At 36.8% G+C, this 16,595-nt stretch carries 15 protein-coding genes; all 15 read left to right on the forward strand.

Features of this window, described 5'->3' with window-relative positions; genetic code table 11:
• The first annotated feature begins 49 nt into the window (after nt 1-49).
• The 15 genes from ASE92_RS08055 (at nt 50) to ASE92_RS08125 (ending at nt 16,583) form a co-directional block, all read left to right on the forward strand.
• Complete coding sequence (locus tag ASE92_RS08055; RefSeq protein ID WP_056849595.1) at nt 50-1,102, forward strand: TerY-C metal binding domain-containing protein; 1,053 nt, start codon at nt 50-52, stop codon at nt 1,100-1,102.
• A gap of 2 nt (nt 1,103-1,104) precedes the next feature.
• Nucleotides 1,105-2,535, forward strand: a complete 1,431-nt coding sequence (locus tag ASE92_RS08060; RefSeq protein WP_056849596.1) for a PP2C family serine/threonine-protein phosphatase — start codon at nt 1,105-1,107, stop codon at nt 2,533-2,535.
• 9 nt (nt 2,536-2,544) lie between these two features.
• Nucleotides 2,545-4,053 carry a helix-hairpin-helix domain-containing protein gene (locus ASE92_RS08065; protein ID WP_056849597.1) on the forward strand — a complete coding sequence of 503 codons (1,509 nt, stop codon included), beginning with the start codon at nt 2,545-2,547 and terminating at the stop codon, nt 4,051-4,053.
• A 15-nt stretch (nt 4,054-4,068) separates the two neighbouring features.
• Nucleotides 4,069-5,073 (forward strand): hypothetical protein, encoded by a 1,005-nt coding sequence (locus ASE92_RS08070; protein ID WP_056849598.1) that lies wholly within the window; start codon nt 4,069-4,071, stop codon nt 5,071-5,073.
• Nucleotides 5,074-5,182: 109 nt separating this feature from the next.
• A complete protein-coding gene (locus tag ASE92_RS08075; protein WP_056849599.1) occupies nt 5,183-5,587 on the forward strand; it encodes a hypothetical protein in 405 nt (134 codons plus the stop codon).
• A 60-nt stretch (nt 5,588-5,647) separates the two neighbouring features.
• Entirely contained in the window at nt 5,648-7,687 is a 2,040-nt protein-coding gene (locus ASE92_RS08080) for a BatA and WFA domain-containing protein (protein WP_056849600.1), read from the forward strand.
• Nucleotides 7,684-8,940 (forward strand): dihydroorotase, encoded by a 1,257-nt coding sequence (locus ASE92_RS08085; RefSeq protein ID WP_056849601.1) that lies wholly within the window; start codon nt 7,684-7,686, stop codon nt 8,938-8,940. The genes ASE92_RS08080 and ASE92_RS08085 overlap by 4 nt, the downstream gene beginning before the upstream one ends.
• 121 nt (nt 8,941-9,061) lie before the next feature.
• Entirely contained in the window at nt 9,062-9,730 is a 669-nt protein-coding gene (locus tag ASE92_RS08090; RefSeq protein WP_056849602.1) for a hypothetical protein, read from the forward strand.
• 13 nt (nt 9,731-9,743) lie between these two features.
• The gene (locus ASE92_RS08095) at nt 9,744-10,349 is read left to right on the forward strand and encodes a DUF4199 domain-containing protein (protein ID WP_056849603.1); all 606 of its coding nucleotides are present in this window, start codon (nt 9,744-9,746) and stop codon (nt 10,347-10,349) included.
• A 117-nt stretch (nt 10,350-10,466) separates the two neighbouring features.
• Complete coding sequence (locus tag ASE92_RS08100; RefSeq protein WP_056849604.1) at nt 10,467-11,417, forward strand: glycosyltransferase family 2 protein; 951 nt, start codon at nt 10,467-10,469, stop codon at nt 11,415-11,417.
• A 72-nt stretch (nt 11,418-11,489) separates the two neighbouring features.
• Entirely contained in the window at nt 11,490-12,458 is a 969-nt protein-coding gene (locus tag ASE92_RS08105) for a glycosyltransferase family 2 protein (RefSeq protein ID WP_056849605.1), read from the forward strand.
• Nucleotides 12,455-13,243 carry a hypothetical protein gene (locus ASE92_RS08110; RefSeq protein WP_056849606.1) on the forward strand — a complete coding sequence of 263 codons (789 nt, stop codon included), beginning with the start codon at nt 12,455-12,457 and terminating at the stop codon, nt 13,241-13,243. The genes ASE92_RS08105 and ASE92_RS08110 overlap by 4 nt, the downstream gene beginning before the upstream one ends.
• A gap of 113 nt (nt 13,244-13,356) precedes the next feature.
• Nucleotides 13,357-14,856, forward strand: a complete 1,500-nt coding sequence (locus tag ASE92_RS08115; protein ID WP_056849607.1) for a GH3 auxin-responsive promoter family protein — start codon at nt 13,357-13,359, stop codon at nt 14,854-14,856.
• Between the two features lie 78 nt (nt 14,857-14,934).
• A complete protein-coding gene (locus ASE92_RS21360) occupies nt 14,935-15,177 on the forward strand; it encodes a four helix bundle protein (RefSeq protein WP_056849608.1) in 243 nt (80 codons plus the stop codon).
• A gap of 218 nt (nt 15,178-15,395) precedes the next feature.
• The gene (locus ASE92_RS08125; protein WP_235527318.1) at nt 15,396-16,583 is read left to right on the forward strand and encodes a 1-deoxy-D-xylulose-5-phosphate reductoisomerase; all 1,188 of its coding nucleotides are present in this window, start codon (nt 15,396-15,398) and stop codon (nt 16,581-16,583) included.
• Nucleotides 16,584-16,595: the final 12 nt, after the last annotated feature.

The following is a 16,595-nucleotide window of genomic DNA, read 5'->3' on the forward strand; positions in this document are numbered from 1 at the left end:
CAGATTATATTGCTGATTATACTCTTGCTGATAAACAACTATTTTTAATATGAGAAGATTACCCATTTATTTTTTAATAGATATTTCCGAATCGATGGTTGGAGACCAAATCCAGCAGGTTGAAGACGGTATGGCCACTATCATAAAAGCTATAAAAACTGATCCTTATGCAATTGAAACCGTATGGATCTCGATTATTGTTTTCGCAGGCCAGGCTAAAACATTAGTGCCATTGCAGGAAGTGGTAAGTTTTTACCCTCCAAAATTTCCAATTGGTGGTGGCACTTCATTAAGTAAGGGCTTGGGGCATTTAATGTACCAGATGCGGAAAGACATTGTAAAAACTACCATGGAACAAAAGGGGGATTGGAAACCTATCGTATTTTTGTTTACCGATGGCGTACCCACTGATGATACTAAAACAGCAATATCTGAGTGGAAGCAAAACTGGCAACGTACGGCAAACATGGTGGCCATTTCTTTTGGCGATAGTACGGATACCCGAGTGCTATCCGAACTAACAGAAAATGTACTGCATTTTAAAAATGCCACCGGCGAAGATTACAACAGGTTTTTCAAATGGGTAACAGATTCCATTAAAACAAGTAGTATCAGTGTAGAAAATAATGAATCGGGCTTTGAACTGGCTAAGATGGATGGCGATACACTTTCAAAAATTGATATTTCAAAAGCACCAGCAAATACGCAGTATATTGATAATAATTATGTCGTTTTATCGGCCAAATGTCAAAACACAAAACGTCCATATTTGATGAAATACCGAAAGGTAATGAATGAATCGGGCTTTGAAGGCTTGAATTTACAAACACAAGCTTACCGGTTGGTGGGCGGGTTCCAGGTTGATAATTCTTATTATGAATACTGCGATGAAAGTGCAGTACAGCAAAAAGTTAATAGCGAAGAGTTAATTGGAGCACCCGCATGTCCGTGTTGCGGGAATCAGTTTGGATTGGCAGTTTGTGTATGCCAAAAAATACATTGTATCGGCAACGAACCCATGAGTACTTGCCCTTGGTGTGGTAATTTTGGTAGTTATGGATATGGAGAAGGTGGCTTCGATGTAGGAAGAGCACAGGGTTAATCATGCTCGAAACTAAACAATACATACAAAATCTGCTCAAAAGCAAGAACATTGAGGTCTCAGCCGCAAGGCAACATCTTTTTGAAAAATATGTTAATGAAGCATTTAATGTTGAAGCGGTAAAACAGATCAGAGAAAAGCAAAAGATTATGGTAGATAAATGGATTTTGAAAAACAAAATCGAAGATATTTTAGCCAAGCAAATTGTCATTCCAAATGCAACCGTTGGGAAACCCTATTATGCAAACCTACAGTTTGAAAAGTTAGGTTTCAGTGATATCACAAATGTTGAATTTGAGGGATTGGAACAATATGGTTTAACTTTCAATCCAACTTTAAATGTAATTGAAGGCGACCCGAGCCTAAGCGGCGATTTCAAAATTAAAATGAAGTTTAATGTTTTAGGGGAGGAATTGGATACCGAGGCATATGAAAAAATGCTTTCTTTAGTGGTGAATGCGAATCCAAAATCTCTATGGAAAAATATTGCCAGTGATGAAGGGGAAGATGAAAATTGGAAAGTTGCTAATTATTGGAAGGAAGATAATATCAATAATTTTCGGCCGATAGGCGATAAACATATTGTTGTGGCCTCAAAACGTGGAAGGAGCCATGCCAATGTGGGATCGTTTAGAGATGATGATTATGCCTTCAAACACTTTGACGAAAACGGCTGGAGTATAGTTTGTGTTGCTGATGGTGCGGGAAGTGCAAAATTAGCTCGCCAAGGATCGAAAATTGCCTGTGACGCCATCATCGAATATTTTTCAGATAATTTAAGTGAAAAGAATTTTCAGGATTTTGATCAGATTCTTTTCGATTATCATCATAAAATCGGAGAGGATGCACAAAAAAAGATTAGCCATTTCGTTTATAATAACCTATCAAAGGCAGCTCAATTCGCCCATTATAAAATAGACGAGTTCGCTACAAAAACAGAAAGTCCGTTAAAAGATTTTCACAGTACCTTGATTTTTGCACTTTTTAAAAAATACGATTTCGGTTATGCCATATTAACATTTGGCGTAGGCGATTGTCCGATAGGTTTATTGAACAAAGATTTAACCGACATCAAGTTAATGAATTGGCTCGATGTTGGCGAATTTGGCGGAGGAACAAGATTTATCACTATGCCGGAAATTTTTACAAGTGAAAAATTTTCTACTCGTTTTGGCTTTACATTAATCGAAGATTTCTCTTATCTTATGCTCATGACCGATGGAATTTATGATGCAAAATTTGTTGTGGAAGCCAATCTGGAAAAGCTCGAAAATTGGAAAACATTTGTAGAAGATTTGAAGGGCAACAATGAAGATGGTGCGGGAGTTACTTTCGAGTCTGATAATGAAAAAATTGCTGATCAATTATCTGCATGGATGGATTTTTGGAGTTCCGGTAATCACGATGATCGAACTTTAGCTGTTATTTTTTAGAGAGAAACTATGTCTACAATTACCGTTAAATCTTCCCTCACAGGCAAATCTTATCAATATGTGGATAATGGCGATCCGAAAAATGGAACTGCAAAGAATGTTTATTTTAGCCCGGATAGAAAGTACGTTGTTGCGATTTTTAAAGAGAAACAAGATTTCAATCAAAAAGAAAGGCTGACCAAAATAGTTACTAAATACCTCAATCAGATAGAAACCAGAGAGGCTGGAAAGTATTATTTAGAAGAAATTTATCGTTGGCCAACTGATATTATCGAAACCCATGATCGCATTGGAATTATCGTTCCGATTTATGATTCCAAATTTTTCTTTTCCAAAGGTTATACCTCAAGCGATTTAATCAAAGGAGAGGAGAAAAATGGAAAGTGGTTTGCGGCAGCCAAGTTTAGAAATAGACAATTCCCCTTAAGTTTAGATCAAAATGAATTGGGCCGATGGCTTAATTATTTTCAAATTGGCGTTAATTTATCCCGTGGGGTAAAAAAAATGCACCAAATGGGACTTTCTCACTCCGATTTATCATACAACAACGTATTAATAGATCCTTCAACTGGCTCTGCTTGTATGATCGATTTGGATGGTTTGGTTGTTCCTGGCATATTCCAAGCCGAAGTAATCGGGACGGCAGATTTTATCGCTCCAGAAGTTTTGGCTACTAAACATCTGGAAAAAAACGATGCCGCCAGGAAATTACCAAACCGGTTAACCGACTTACATGCTTTAGCTTGTTTAATTTATATGTATTTGCTGCATCGGCATCCCTTAAAAGGCGGAAAGGTTCATGATCTGGATACAGAAAAAGATGATTTGTTGAGTATGGGCGAGAAGGCATTATTTGTGGAACACCCAACAGATTCATCAAATCGTCCAAAAATGAATCAAGTTTCCAAATGGGATACTTATTGGGCCGATGTGAATAAAATACCCTATACCATTACCGGGCCATACTTAAAAGCACTCTTTGATAAGGCGTTTATTGATGGTTTACACAATCCTATGCAGCGCCCAACGGCTGAAGAGTGGGAAATTGCTTTGCTTAAAACTACAGATTTAATGCAGCAATGCAGCAACATTTATTGCGATCAGAAATGGTATGTTTTCGACAATACCTCTATCCCAAAATGTCCGTTTTGCGGCACCAGCCATAAAGGAACTTTGCCCATATTGGATTTATATTATCAATTTCAGCCCTCAGTTTGGAAACCTGAAAACCACAGATTGATGGTATACAATAATCAATATTTATTTCAGTGGCATGTAAACCGAAATGTGGTTAGAAATGAGAAGCTAACAGACGAACAAAAAATACCAGTGGGTTATTTTACTTTTCACGAGGGAAAATGGGTATTAGTTAATCAAAAACTCACATCTTTGGTAGATAAAACTGAAGAAAAGGAAATTCCTATCGGTTCAATGGTCGAACTAACAGACGGAAAGAAGCTTTTACTATCTAAAGAGGATGGTGGAAGGGTAATTTTAATAACGCTTGCAAATAAATAAACCAAAATAACTGTAATGAATAATAACATGTTTGATCACCCACTTTTAATTGCAGGCTTTGCAGTAGTGGTTGTTATAATGCTGATCATTGACTTAGGTCTCTTCAACAAAAAAAGCCACACCATATCCAATAAAGAAGCCATAACCTGGTCAATCGTTTGGATTTCTCTTTCAATGATTTTTAGTGGCGCTGTTTATTATGAGTTGGGTTTTGATAAATTCACTCAGTTTCAATCAGCTTACTGGATAGAGAAAGCACTTTCTGTAGATAACCTGTTCGTTTTTATTCTGGTGTTCAAATTTTTTGATGTTGCCAATGAAAACAAGCACAAAGTGCTATTTTGGGGAATTATCGGTGCCTTGGTTTTAAGGGCGATTTTTATTTTTTCTGGCGCCTTTTTCATTGAGTTAACCTACTTAAATAAAATTTTGAGTCTGTTTGGAGTGGCTGGCTTTAAATATGACATCAATATCATTATGACACTGTTCGGCTTATTCCTGGTGTACGCCGGAATAAAGTCGTGGTCGGCTGATGATGACAACGATGATGAAGACTATAATAACACCAGAGGAGCAAGGTTAGTGAGGAAATTTTTCAGAGTAAGCGATAAATACGACGGAGACAAGTTTTTTACCATGGAAAATGGGGTGAAATTAGCTACGCCATTATTGGTTGTTGTCGCAGTAATCGAATTTACCGACTTGCTTTTTGCAGTCGATTCCATCCCTGCTATTTTTGCGATTTCTAAAGATCCTTTCATCCTTTATACTTCAAATATTTTTGCCATTTTGGGCTTACGTGCTTTGTTTTTCTTATTGGATAACTTCATTCATTTGTTCAGTAAATTAAAATACGGTTTGGCAATTATCCTGTCTTTTATTGGGATCAAGATGATTATTGCTCCATTCTTCCACATCGATTCAGTTTATTCGCTGATTGTTATTGGAGGTGTATTAATTATATCGGTGATTTTATCGGTCATGTTTCCAGAGAAGGAAGAAGAGGAAAAGGTAGCGTAGAAGCAACTCTTGCCGCTATTAAATAAAGAAACAATAAAGAATAGTTAACTTCGCCAAGTTTTTTAATCGACCGGTTTTATGCCGGTCGATTACTTTTCGAAAGATTACCATGCAAGACAATACCACCTTTAATCATCAAGCCGACATTGTTAACAGTGCCATTAGATTTATAAACTCATGGTTCAAACAGTCTAAATCGATTACTGAAGAGCTTAACGATTTCTTTATTTTACCTGGAAACAAGGTGATTGGCAAAGGGATTATTGTTAGCCGGCTGAAAGGAATTTTTGGTAAATCTGATGAATATGTCGGTGGCAGATACGATATTATTGATGTTAATTTGGAGTTGTTAGCCGATGGGAAAGGAATGGGTTTTGTAGAAGGTGTGGCCGGTTATAGAGATGTGATTCAGAAACAATCAAAAATTGTAAGCGGTCCGTTTAAGCTGTACTTTGTACTGCATAATGATCAGTGGAAAATCGTAAACATCGAATTTCCGGGCTTTGCGTATTAGAGCCAGTTTATTACAATTGAAGTTCGCCTCTTTCCATAATTTTTCTATCTTTGGTTTTTAATGAATTTCCTTTATCCGGGCTTCCTTTTCGCACTATTATCGGTTGCAATTCCGGTTATCATTCATTTATTCAATTTCCGAAAGTTTAAAAAAGTCTATTTCTCTAATGTTCAGCTTTTAAAAGAAGTTGAGCAACAAAATTCATCACGAGAAAAACTTAAAAATTTCCTGATTTTATTTTCGAGGATTTTAGCATTAATCTTCCTGGTACTGGCATTTGCGCAACCTTATATCCCGCTCAAAGGTCAAAAAACTACCAACCAGAACAACTCAATTAGCATTTATATTGATAATTCTTATAGTATGGAGGCCATCAACAAGGATGGTAATTTGTTGGATGAGGCGAAACGGAGAGCAAAAGAGTTAATCGAAGGCTTCGGGGTAAATGATCGTTTTCAGCTTTTAACAAACGATTTCGAGGGAAAACATCAAAGATTATTAAATGCCGATGAGTTTTTGAAAGCACTTGATGATGTTCAAATTTCCGCGGCAAATAGAAATCTGCAGCAAATATTAAACCGGCAAGGCAATGTTTTAACTGGCTCAGTCAACAAATACAGTTTCATTATCTCAGATTTTCAGAAAAATATTGCTAAAGGACCAACATTATCAACAAAGAAAGACATCCAATATGCTTTCATAAAGTTGAATGCTACTGGTTTACCAAATGTTGCTGTGGATAGCGTATGGACACTTTCTCCTAACCACCAGCCCGGTGCAAGTGAGAAACTTGTTGTTCAGTTGAAAAATTATTCTGATGAGGAGGCGACGAATATCCCTTTGAAACTAACCATTAATAACCAGCAGAAAGGTTTAAGTGCAATGACTATTTCTGCAGGAAAAACTAAAACCGATACTCTGAGTTTTTCTGGCTTGAAAGCAGGCTGGAAAAAGGGCCAAATAGCCATTAAAGATTTCCCGGTTACGTTTGATGATACGCTATCTTTCAGTTTTAAGGTTGATGAAAGTTTATCTGTTTTGAGTATTAACGGAGCAAACGCAGGAAATTATATCAAAGCGCTTTTTGCTGCAGACAATTACTACAAACTCACTGAGAATGGAGAAAACAATATAAATTACAGTGGTTTTGCTAATTACGGTTTAATTGTACTTAACGGATTGAAAAATCCATCTACTGGATTGGTACAACAGTTAAAGACTTATTTAAATGCAGGCGGAGCCATTGTAATTTTTCCGGATTTAGATGCTAATATACAAACCTACAATGCTTTTTTAAGTGGCTTGTCGTTACCTATTATTCAGAGTTTAAATACTACAGAAACTAAAGTAGATCAGATTGATTTACAGAACCCGATTTTTAAAACTGTTTTCGAAGATATTCCTAAAAATCTCGATTTGCCAGTAGCTCAACGATATTTTTCTTTTATTGAAAGTAATTCGGCTAACAAAGAGAATATTCTTTCCTTTCCGGGTGGGAAACTTTTCTTCGCTAAATACGGCGCTGGTAATGGCGCTGTTTATTTATCAGCAACGGGCCTTAACTCCGGTGATGGGAATTTAGCTCGGCACCCGGTTTTTGTTCCTTTAATGTACCGTTTGGCTTTAAACGCTGGTAATGAAACAGCAATGTATTATAATCTTGGAAACGATAATGCATTGGCCAGTAAGAAGATTAATTTGGGTAAAAATCAAACCTTAAAGCTAAGCGCTAAAAACTTCGAGGCAATTCCCGAAATCCGTCAGGTTAATGGCAAAACGCTTATTTATATCGCTGATCAAATAAAAAGTGCGGGCTTTTATAACCTCAATTTAGCAGACTCCTTGATTTCCGTTTATGCAATTAATAGCGGTAGAACGGAATCTGATATGCATTATTTGAGTAAAACAACATTGGATAATCTTGCGGCTGAAAGTAATTTGAAAGTATTTGATGCTGATAAAGATGCGGTAAAATTAATTGCAGGTGCTAATAAAATCGGGCAAACTTTATGGAAACTTTGTCTAATTTTGTCGCTGATTTTTATTGCTGCTGAAATTCTGCTCATTCGATTTTTTAACAACCCTAAAAAAACAATATGAATCTCCTAGTTAAAAATGTAACCATTGCCGATCCGCAAAGTAGTTTTAATAAGCAGCAATGCGATATTCGGGTAATAGATGGTAAAATTCAAAGCATAGGAAAACTATCACCAGAAAAAGAAGAAGAAATTTTTGATGCTGAAGGTTCTTTCTTAACTCCCGGTTTTTTCGATTTAAATTGCGCTGCCGGCGATCCTGGTTTCGAAACTAAAGAAGATATTCAAACTTTAACTGCTACGGCAAAGGCTGGTGGTTTTACTGGTTTGGCACTTTTGCCGCAAACTGATCCGGTTATTCAATCAAAATCGCAGGTAGAATATATCATTAACAAGGCGAAAAATAATCTGGTTGATGTGTATCCGGTAGGAGCAATCAGTCAAAATCGGGAGGCAAAGGAATTGGCAGAACTGTTTGATATGCAGCAGGCAGGTGCGGTCGCTTTTTCCGATGGCGACAAAGCGCTACAAGACGATGGTTTTATGAGTCGTGCTTTACAATATGCCAAGGGTTTTGATGCTTTGCTGATGGTTTACCCGGAAAATAAGTCCATTGCAGGCAAATCGCAAATTAACGAGAGCAAAAATTCGGTTCTTTTAGGCATGAAAGGCTTGCCAGCCTTGGCCGAAGAAATGCATATTGCCCGCGATATTTTTTTAGCACAGTACAATGAAACAAAAATTCACATCAGCAATATTTCTACGGCTGGTTCAGTTGCTTTAATACGCAAGGCGAAAAAAGATGGCGTTCAAATTTCATGCGATGTTACAGCACATCATTTGGGTTTTACGGAAGATTTGCTGACAGATTTCGATAGCAATTACAAGGTGAAACCGCCATTACGTAGCAAAGCTGATGTAAAAGCACTTATCGCAGGTTTGAAAGATGGTACAATTGATGCCATCACTTCGCAACATCGCCCTGAAGAAATTGAATTTAAAAATGTAGAATTTGAAATTGCACATTACGGTATCATTGCGTTGCAAACCGTTCTTCCATTACTGTTAAAGGCAGGATTGGACGCCAGCTTAATTGCAGAGAAATTGGCGATTAACCCACGTAAATTGCTAAATTTAAATATTCCTGTAATTGAAGAAGGTGCTGTAGCTAATTTTACGGTTTATAATCCGAATGAAAAATGGCTATATGATGCGGCAAATAACTATTCAAAATCTGCTAATAGTCCACTTTTAGGGACAGAACTAACTGGAAAAGTAACATTAGTTTATAATAATCAACAATTGTTTAAGGATTAAAGAATAAGGAACAAAGAACAATATAAGGGGCAACGGTGAAGATTAAGAAAGGAGAAGATTTTATTAGGCTTATTACCTTTAATCATTGTCCTTTCATCTTTGCTCATTAAAATTTTAAAATATGGATAACAGAGTAAAAAAGGCGCTTGTCGCATCGTTAAATAAATATGCTGAAGTTGCGGCTATCAACGTAGAAGGTTTCGAAACAGCACTCATTGCGGCTTTCGAGCTTGATGTGAAGTTCATGGACAAAGTTGTTGCTTTTGACGAAGTGTTCGATTCGCATGCAAAATTTGAAGAATTGCGTGAGGTATTTTTCGACTTGTTGATGGTTAATTTCTTTAGCAGCGATGTTCAAAAACTAGAAGATGATTACTTAGAAAGCGATGAATGGGCTAATATAGAGGAAGAAACTATCGATAGAGGAACGGAACTTTTAAACCTTCTTTTATACATCAAAGAATGTAAAGATGAAGATATTGAGCCAGAATTGGGTGATTTCTTAAAAGAGTTTTTACTGGTTGAAGATGATGAATTTCAAGATGAGTTTGAAATTTACGAAGAAATGATCAGCAATCAGCAATTAGCCGAGAGCAGCGTAGAAGAGATTTGTAATACCGCTCCAACGCTTAGCATTAGCGAAGAAATGCAAGAATTATTTGTCCCTTTTATGGTTTTTTTCCTTGATGTAGAAGGTAGTGCAACCACAACCAAAGAAATAATTCAATTTAGCAGTAACAAATCGTTCGATTCGGCTACTTATATATTGATTACAACCATTAATAACTAAATTAAATATTGAGATGGAAAAGCAGATAATTTCAAACGATGCACAGCCTAAAGTTTACGAAGAAATATTTAAAAGTGGTTTAATATTAGGTTTAGCAATGTTTGTTTTAGGAATTGCATTACTATTCTTAATGCAAACCGCAAATTCTTTTTGGACAATGGTTATTATCTATCCATTAGTATTTTTAGTTGTAGGTCCAATTGTTTTGTCTGTCTTTGTGTTAAAAAATCTCCGTAAAAATATAGGCGGATATTGGACTTTCAAGCAAGCTTTAAAATCAATTTTCATTGTTTTTTTAGTAGGATGGCTTGCTTCCTTCTCTTTGAATTTACTTTATACCAAAGTAATCGATCCTAGTGCTACCGAAAAGATGCAGGAGCATATAAAGGATACAACTTTGATATTTATGAAAAATCAGGGCACTGAACAAGAAAAGTTAGATGAAGAGGGTAAAAAGATGGATGAGCAATTCGCCAAGCAAAATGAGCTTACACCACAGTCTGTTTTTAAGAATATTACAATCGCGATTTCAATAATATTTGTTTTTGCATTAATTTTTGCAGCAATATTTAAACGAGAAAAACCATTAAGATTCGAAGATTTCAACTCAGAAATCTAATTTCTATCTACAAAATTTCGAACGTGCAGGTTTTATCATTTAATTTGATGAAATTTGCACGTTTTACTTTAAACAAACCTCGCAGGTTTTAAAAACCTGCGAGGTTTATGCTTAACAATGGATATATCAGTTGTAATACCCTTATTTAACGAAGATGAATCGCTGCCCGAATTAACGGCCTGGATTGATAAAGTGATGGTTGAAAATAATTTCAGTTATGAAATTGTTTTAGTTGATGATGGAAGTACTGATCGATCATGGGAAGTTATCGAAGCACTTAGAATTCAAAATCCAGCGATTAAGGGTATCAAATTCAGAAGAAATTACGGTAAATCTGCTGCATTAAATGTTGGCTTTGAGGCTACTCAAGGCGATGTGGTTATTACAATGGATGCCGATTTACAAGATAGTCCTGATGAAATTCCAGAATTATACCGTCGAATTAAAGAAGAAAAACTTGATTTGATCTCGGGTTGGAAGAAAAAGCGTTACGATCCCATAACTAAAACTGTGCCGACTAAATTATTTAACGCAGCCACACGCAAAATGAGTGGGATTGAATTAAACGATTTCAACTGCGGTTTAAAAGCATATAGGAGCGATGTGGTTAAAACCATTGAAGTGTATGGAGAAATGCACCGTTATATCCCGGTAATAGCGAAATGGGCCGGTTTTAATAAGATTTCAGAACAAGTTGTAGAGCATCGTGCCCGTAAATACGGAACAACTAAATTTGGCTTTAGTAGATTTATTAATGGTTTCTTAGATTTACTTTCCATTTTCTTTGTTGGTAAATTTGGTAAAAGGCCTATGCACTTTTTCGGTTCATTAGGGGTATTGAGTTTCTTTTTGGGGATTATCATGTCACTTTATGTACTAGTAGAAAAGCAGATTCTCATTTGGAAAGGCTTAGCCTATCGCGACGTAACTCAGCAGCCATTATTTTATCTGTCGTTGGTGGCAATAGTAGTGGGTTCGCAGATGTTTTTAGCAGGCTTTATTGCCGAACTCTTGTCTCGGAACGCACCAGAAAGAAATCAATATTTAATAGAAAAGGAATTAAAGTAGAAGGCAAGAAGGCGGAGGGCGTTAGCCGCCATAACCTTCAACCTTTATACCTTCAACCTTCAACCTTTTTATATGTTTTTCTCTATAATCATTCCGCTTTATAATCGTCCGCAAGAAATCGACGAGCTTTTGTACACCTTAACTAAACAAACTTATTTACAGTTTGAAGTTTTGGTGATTGAAGATGGTTCTAAAAATGATGCTAAGAAAATTGTAGATTCTTATGCGGAAAAACTCGATATAAAATATTATTTCAAAGAAAACGCAGGACAAGGTTTCGCCCGGAATTATGCTTTCGAGCGGGCTTCAGGAGATTATTTCATCATATTCGATTCTGATATTCTGGTTCCGCCAGATTATTTGGAAATTGTAAGGAACTATCTTTACGAGCATCACTTAGATGCCTATGGTGGTCCGGATGCTGCACACGAAAGCTTCACACCAGTACAGAAAGCCATTAGCTACGCCATGACATCGCCTTTCACAACCGGTGGCATCAGAGGTAACAAAAAACATGTTGGCCAGTTTCATCCCCGAAGTTTTAATATGGGCGTTTCTCGCCAGGCCTGGGAAAAAGTTGGTGGTTTCATCTTAACCCGTTTAGGGGAAGATATCGAGTATAGCATCAGGATCCATGCAGCTGGCTTTAAAATCGGGTTAATTCCAGAGGCGAAAGTATTCCACAAACGCAGAACTAGTTTTAGCCAGTTTTATAAGCAATTGCACTTTTTCGGGCGGGCAAGGATCAATATTTATAAACACTTCCCAAAAGAGCTCAAGTTGGTCCACTTTTTTCCAGCAGTATTTACCATTGGCCTTGGCTTCACCATTTTATGTAACTTCCTCTATCCTCCATTAGGCTATGTTTGTAACTTTCTGCTTTTGGTGTATTTTATGTTAATATTTTTTCATTCCTGGGCTGTAAATAAATCGTTAAAAGTTGCATTTTTGAGCATTATATCTTCGTTCATCCAACTAACCGCCTATGGTTTCGGATTTATACAGGATTTATTTAAACGAGTGGTATTCAAACAACAATGATCAATTATCTAAAAGAAAGCACTTTTGCCGTTAACGATGTTATTCAAAAAGCATGGGGCATTACCAGAAAACACTATTTTTCTATCGCTACGCTCTGCTTCCTGATGTTTATCACCGCAAGCGCATCCAGTTTAATGGCATTTTTTATCAAAGATGTGAGCAAAGCGTTGAGTGCTGTAATGGCCATTATATTTGTCTTTCTTTACTTTACCATCAATTTATCGCTATTCAAATACATTTTTCATTTAATGGATGATGAGGAAAATGATGTCAAAATTGTAGATACACTTCCAACACGGCAGCAAATTATTCGCTTCCTGATCGCTACACTCTATTTTGTTGGGTGTATTTTAGGTGTTTATCTGGTGGTTATCTTAATTGCGTTTCCGTTTATCTACACTGGTTTAAGTTTAGATGTGATTAAAAACGTTGCCATCTCGGTAGGTATAGTGGCCATATTTATCACCTGGCTTAGGATTTCTTTTTTTCCTTTTTTCATCATCGATAAAAATGTAGCGCCTTTCGAATCTATTAAATTAAGTCTTGCCATTACTAAAGGAAACTTCACTAAAATTCTTTTATTGTTACTGGTTTTAGGTGGGGGTTATTTAATTTATTTGGTTTTTAACATGTTACACTGGCCATTTGTAGCCTTCGCCGTAAATATTTTAAGCTCATTTATTATTGTTCCTCTATCGAGTGTGGCATTAACAGTAGCCTACCGTAAAATCGCAGGAGAGTATAAGGGCGTTGAACATCCAGATATTTTACACAATATCGTTTAGGTCTCAGCTCTCCAAAATGAGGGCGTTAAAACAGAGTAAATTTTATGCTTTTTATTATTAACGAACTGAATATTAACATTAGAAAGGAGAAGCCCGTTTAAGGGTTTGGAGTTATGGGGTTAAAAGCGGCGTTAAGTAAACCTTTTGCAGCATTTACAGTGTGGCAAATCAATAAGTGGAAGAAGAATGCCGTTGAGGCACAAAATAAAATTCTTCAAAATCTTGTTAAAATGGCCGAAAAGACCGCTTTTGGGAAAGACCATCGCTTTGCGGAGACCAAAAATTACCAGGATTTTAAAGAAAATGTTCCCATTCGCGATTACGAAGCGTTAAAAGGCTATGTAGATCGGGTGGTTGCAGGCGAGAGTGATGTGCTTTGGAAAGGAAAGCCGCTTTACTTTGCCAAAACATCAGGAACAACTTCTGGCGTAAAATATATCCCGCTTTCCAAAGAATCCATGCCGGAGCATATCAAAGCTGCCCGGAATGCCATACTCACTTATATTCATGAAACTGGTAAAACAGATTTTGTAAACGGGAAAATGATTTTTTTACAGGGGAGTCCTGTGCTGACGCTAAAGAACGGAATCAACGTTGGTCGCTTGTCAGGCATTGTGGCGCACCATGTTCCTGGCTATTTGCAAAAAAATCGATTGCCTTCTTATGAAACCAACATTATCGAAGATTGGGAACAAAAAGTGGATGCCATTGTAGATGAAACCATCAGCGAAGACATGACTTTGATTTCTGGTATTCCACCTTGGGTGCAGATGTATTTCGATAAACTATCAGAAAAGAGCGGAGGAAAGAAAATTGCCGATATCTTCAAGCATTTTAGCTTGTTTATTTATGGCGGAGTGAACTTTGAACCTTATCGGGCGAAAATAGAACAAAGCATCGGCAAGAGAATCGATTCGATTGAAACTTATCCCGCATCAGAAGGTTTCATTGCTTATCAGGACTCGCAAAAAGATAAAGGTTTGTTGTTATTGGCTGATGCTGGGATTTTTTACGAGTTTATTCCATCGGATGAATATTACAACGAAAAACCTACTCGTTTATCGCTTGGGGAAATTGAGTTAGAAACCAATTATGCGCTCGTACTTAATACAAACGCCGGTTTATGGGGTTACAGCATTGGCGATACTATTAAATTTGTTTCCAAAAATCCGTATAAAATTGTAGTTACGGGGCGCATTAAACATTTTATTTCTGCTTTTGGCGAACATGTAATTGGTGAAGAGGTAGAGCATGCCTTGTTAACTGTGGCAAACGAAGAAAAAGTGGAGATTACGGAATTTACAGTGGCGCCCCAGGTAAATCCTGAAGCTAGTGAATTGCCTTACCATGAGTGGTTTGTGGAGTTTTCTTCGCTTCCAAAAGATATGATCTCATTTAGCAAAAAAGTTGATCAGGCTTTGCAAAAGAAAAATATTTACTACTTTGACCTCATTGAGGGAAATATTCTTCAGCCGTTAATAATACGTACTTTGCAAAAAGATGCTTTTGTAAATTATATGAAAAGCCAGGGTAAATTGGGCGGACAGAATAAAGTACCCAGATTGAGTAATGATAGAAAGTTGGCTGATGAGTTGGAGGTATACATTGTTTAATTGCTTTATTGCTTAGCATTAAGTAGTTGAAAATTGTTAAATTGTTCCTTAAATGAGCGGTAACTTTAAGGTTAGACGATGGAAAAGAACTATTTACAATTGAATCAAATCACTGCGTATACCAAGGCTTTTCATTTAAGTAATTTCGTATGGGAAGTAACCTCCAATTGGGACAACTTTGGAAAATATACGATAGGGCAGCAATTTGTTGATGCCGTTGATTCAATATCTGCAAATATTGCAGAGGGGTTTGGTCGATATCACAAAAAAGATAAGACCAAATTTTATTATTATGCTTTGGATCGGTTAAGGAATGCTTAGCCTGGAATGAAAAAGCTAAGGTTAGAAAATTAATTAATGAAGATATGTATGCCAAGATTTTTGCAACATTTGAAACCTTGCCAAAAGAAATTCATCAGTTAATAAAGTTTACAAACGCAAAGCTAAAAGTTTAACAACGCTTAGCTAGGCATTAAAACGAGAAAAAGAAAAGCGCTTTTTAAATATGGCCATTCTTTAAACGAGAGGAAGAAAAACAATTGAACAATATTACAATACAACAATTTCCTAAAAACATAACCATATTAGGTTCTACAGGAAGTATAGGCACACAGGCACTCGATGTTGTTCGGGATCATCCTGAAATATTTAAGATTTCTGTGTTGTCTGCGCTTAAAAATGCTGAGTTGCTTATCCAGCAGGCAAGGGAATTTCAGCCCGAAACCGTTGTGATTTGTGATGAAAGCCAATATTTGTATGTAAAGGATTCATTATCGTCTTTTAACATCGAGGTTTTAGCAGGCGAGGAAGCACTTTCAGAAGTAGCTGCCTATCCAAAAAGCGATATTGTGCTGACGGCATTGATGGGTTCAGTGGGCTTAAAGCCAACCATTGCCGCCATTAAAGCAGGTAAAAATATTGCCCTTGCCAATAAGGAAACCCTTGTTGTTGCTGGAGAGTATATCACAAATTTAGCAGAGGAATACCAGGTTAAAATCCTTCCGGTTGATTCAGAACATTCAGCCATATTTCAGTGTTTGGTAGGCGAGGAGCAGAATGAAATCGAAAAAATCTACCTTACTGCATCCGGAGGCCCGTTTCTGGGTAAAGATCCACAGTTTTTATCCTTAGTAAAAAAAGAGCAAGCCTTAAAACATCCCAATTGGGTAATGGGTGCGAAAATAACCATCGACTCGGCCTCGCTGATGAATAAAGGATTGGAGGTAATTGAAGCAAAGTGGTTGTTTAATCTTGAAGTAGATCAAATAGACGTGATTGTGCATCCGCAGTCGATTATTCATTCCATTGTTCAATTTACTGATGGATCAATGAAGGCACAGATGGGGGTTCCGGATATGAAATTGCCTATTCAGTATGCTTTAAATTATCCCGAAAGGCTAAAAAACGATTTTAAACGTTTTAACTTTCTGGATTATCCAAATTTTAGCTTCCAGCAGGCAGATATGGAAACCTTTAGAAACTTAGAACTGGCATTTCAGTCTTTGAGGAAGGGTGGAAACATGCCTTGTATTTTAAACGCAGCCAATGAGGTTGTAGTTGAAGCTTTTTTAAAGGATGAAATTGGTTTCCTGCAAATGAGCGAAGTAATTGAGCAATGTATGCAAGAGATTAGTTTCATTGAGAAGCCACAATTGAGCGATTATTTAGAAACTGACAAACATAGCCGTATCTTCGCCAGCGAATTAGTAACAAAAAGTAAAGTTTAACATCTAACATAA

It is taken from the genome of Pedobacter sp. Leaf41, from assembly GCF_001422545.1.
Taxonomy (GTDB): Bacteria; Bacteroidota; Bacteroidia; order Sphingobacteriales; family Sphingobacteriaceae; genus Pedobacter.

Coding starts and splice junctions, on each gene's coding strand:
- ASE92_RS08055 (WP_056849595.1), top strand. CDS start 50: ATGAGAAGATTACCCATTTATTTTTTAATAGATATTTCCGAATCGATG.
- ASE92_RS08060 (WP_056849596.1), top strand. CDS start 1,105: ATGCTCGAAACTAAACAATACATACAAAATCTGCTCAAAAGCAAGAAC.
- ASE92_RS08065 (WP_056849597.1), top strand. CDS start 2,545: ATGTCTACAATTACCGTTAAATCTTCCCTCACAGGCAAATCTTATCAA.
- ASE92_RS08070 (WP_056849598.1), top strand. CDS start 4,069: ATGAATAATAACATGTTTGATCACCCACTTTTAATTGCAGGCTTTGCA.
- ASE92_RS08075 (WP_056849599.1), top strand. CDS start 5,183: ATGCAAGACAATACCACCTTTAATCATCAAGCCGACATTGTTAACAGT.
- ASE92_RS08080 (WP_056849600.1), top strand. CDS start 5,648: ATGAATTTCCTTTATCCGGGCTTCCTTTTCGCACTATTATCGGTTGCA.
- ASE92_RS08085 (WP_056849601.1), top strand. CDS start 7,684: ATGAATCTCCTAGTTAAAAATGTAACCATTGCCGATCCGCAAAGTAGT.
- ASE92_RS08090 (WP_056849602.1), top strand. CDS start 9,062: ATGGATAACAGAGTAAAAAAGGCGCTTGTCGCATCGTTAAATAAATAT.
- ASE92_RS08095 (WP_056849603.1), top strand. CDS start 9,744: ATGGAAAAGCAGATAATTTCAAACGATGCACAGCCTAAAGTTTACGAA.
- ASE92_RS08100 (WP_056849604.1), top strand. CDS start 10,467: ATGGATATATCAGTTGTAATACCCTTATTTAACGAAGATGAATCGCTG.
- ASE92_RS08105 (WP_056849605.1), top strand. CDS start 11,490: ATGTTTTTCTCTATAATCATTCCGCTTTATAATCGTCCGCAAGAAATC.
- ASE92_RS08110 (WP_056849606.1), top strand. CDS start 12,455: ATGATCAATTATCTAAAAGAAAGCACTTTTGCCGTTAACGATGTTATT.
- ASE92_RS08115 (WP_056849607.1), top strand. CDS start 13,357: ATGGGGTTAAAAGCGGCGTTAAGTAAACCTTTTGCAGCATTTACAGTG.
- ASE92_RS21360 (WP_056849608.1), top strand. CDS start 14,935: ATGGAAAAGAACTATTTACAATTGAATCAAATCACTGCGTATACCAAG.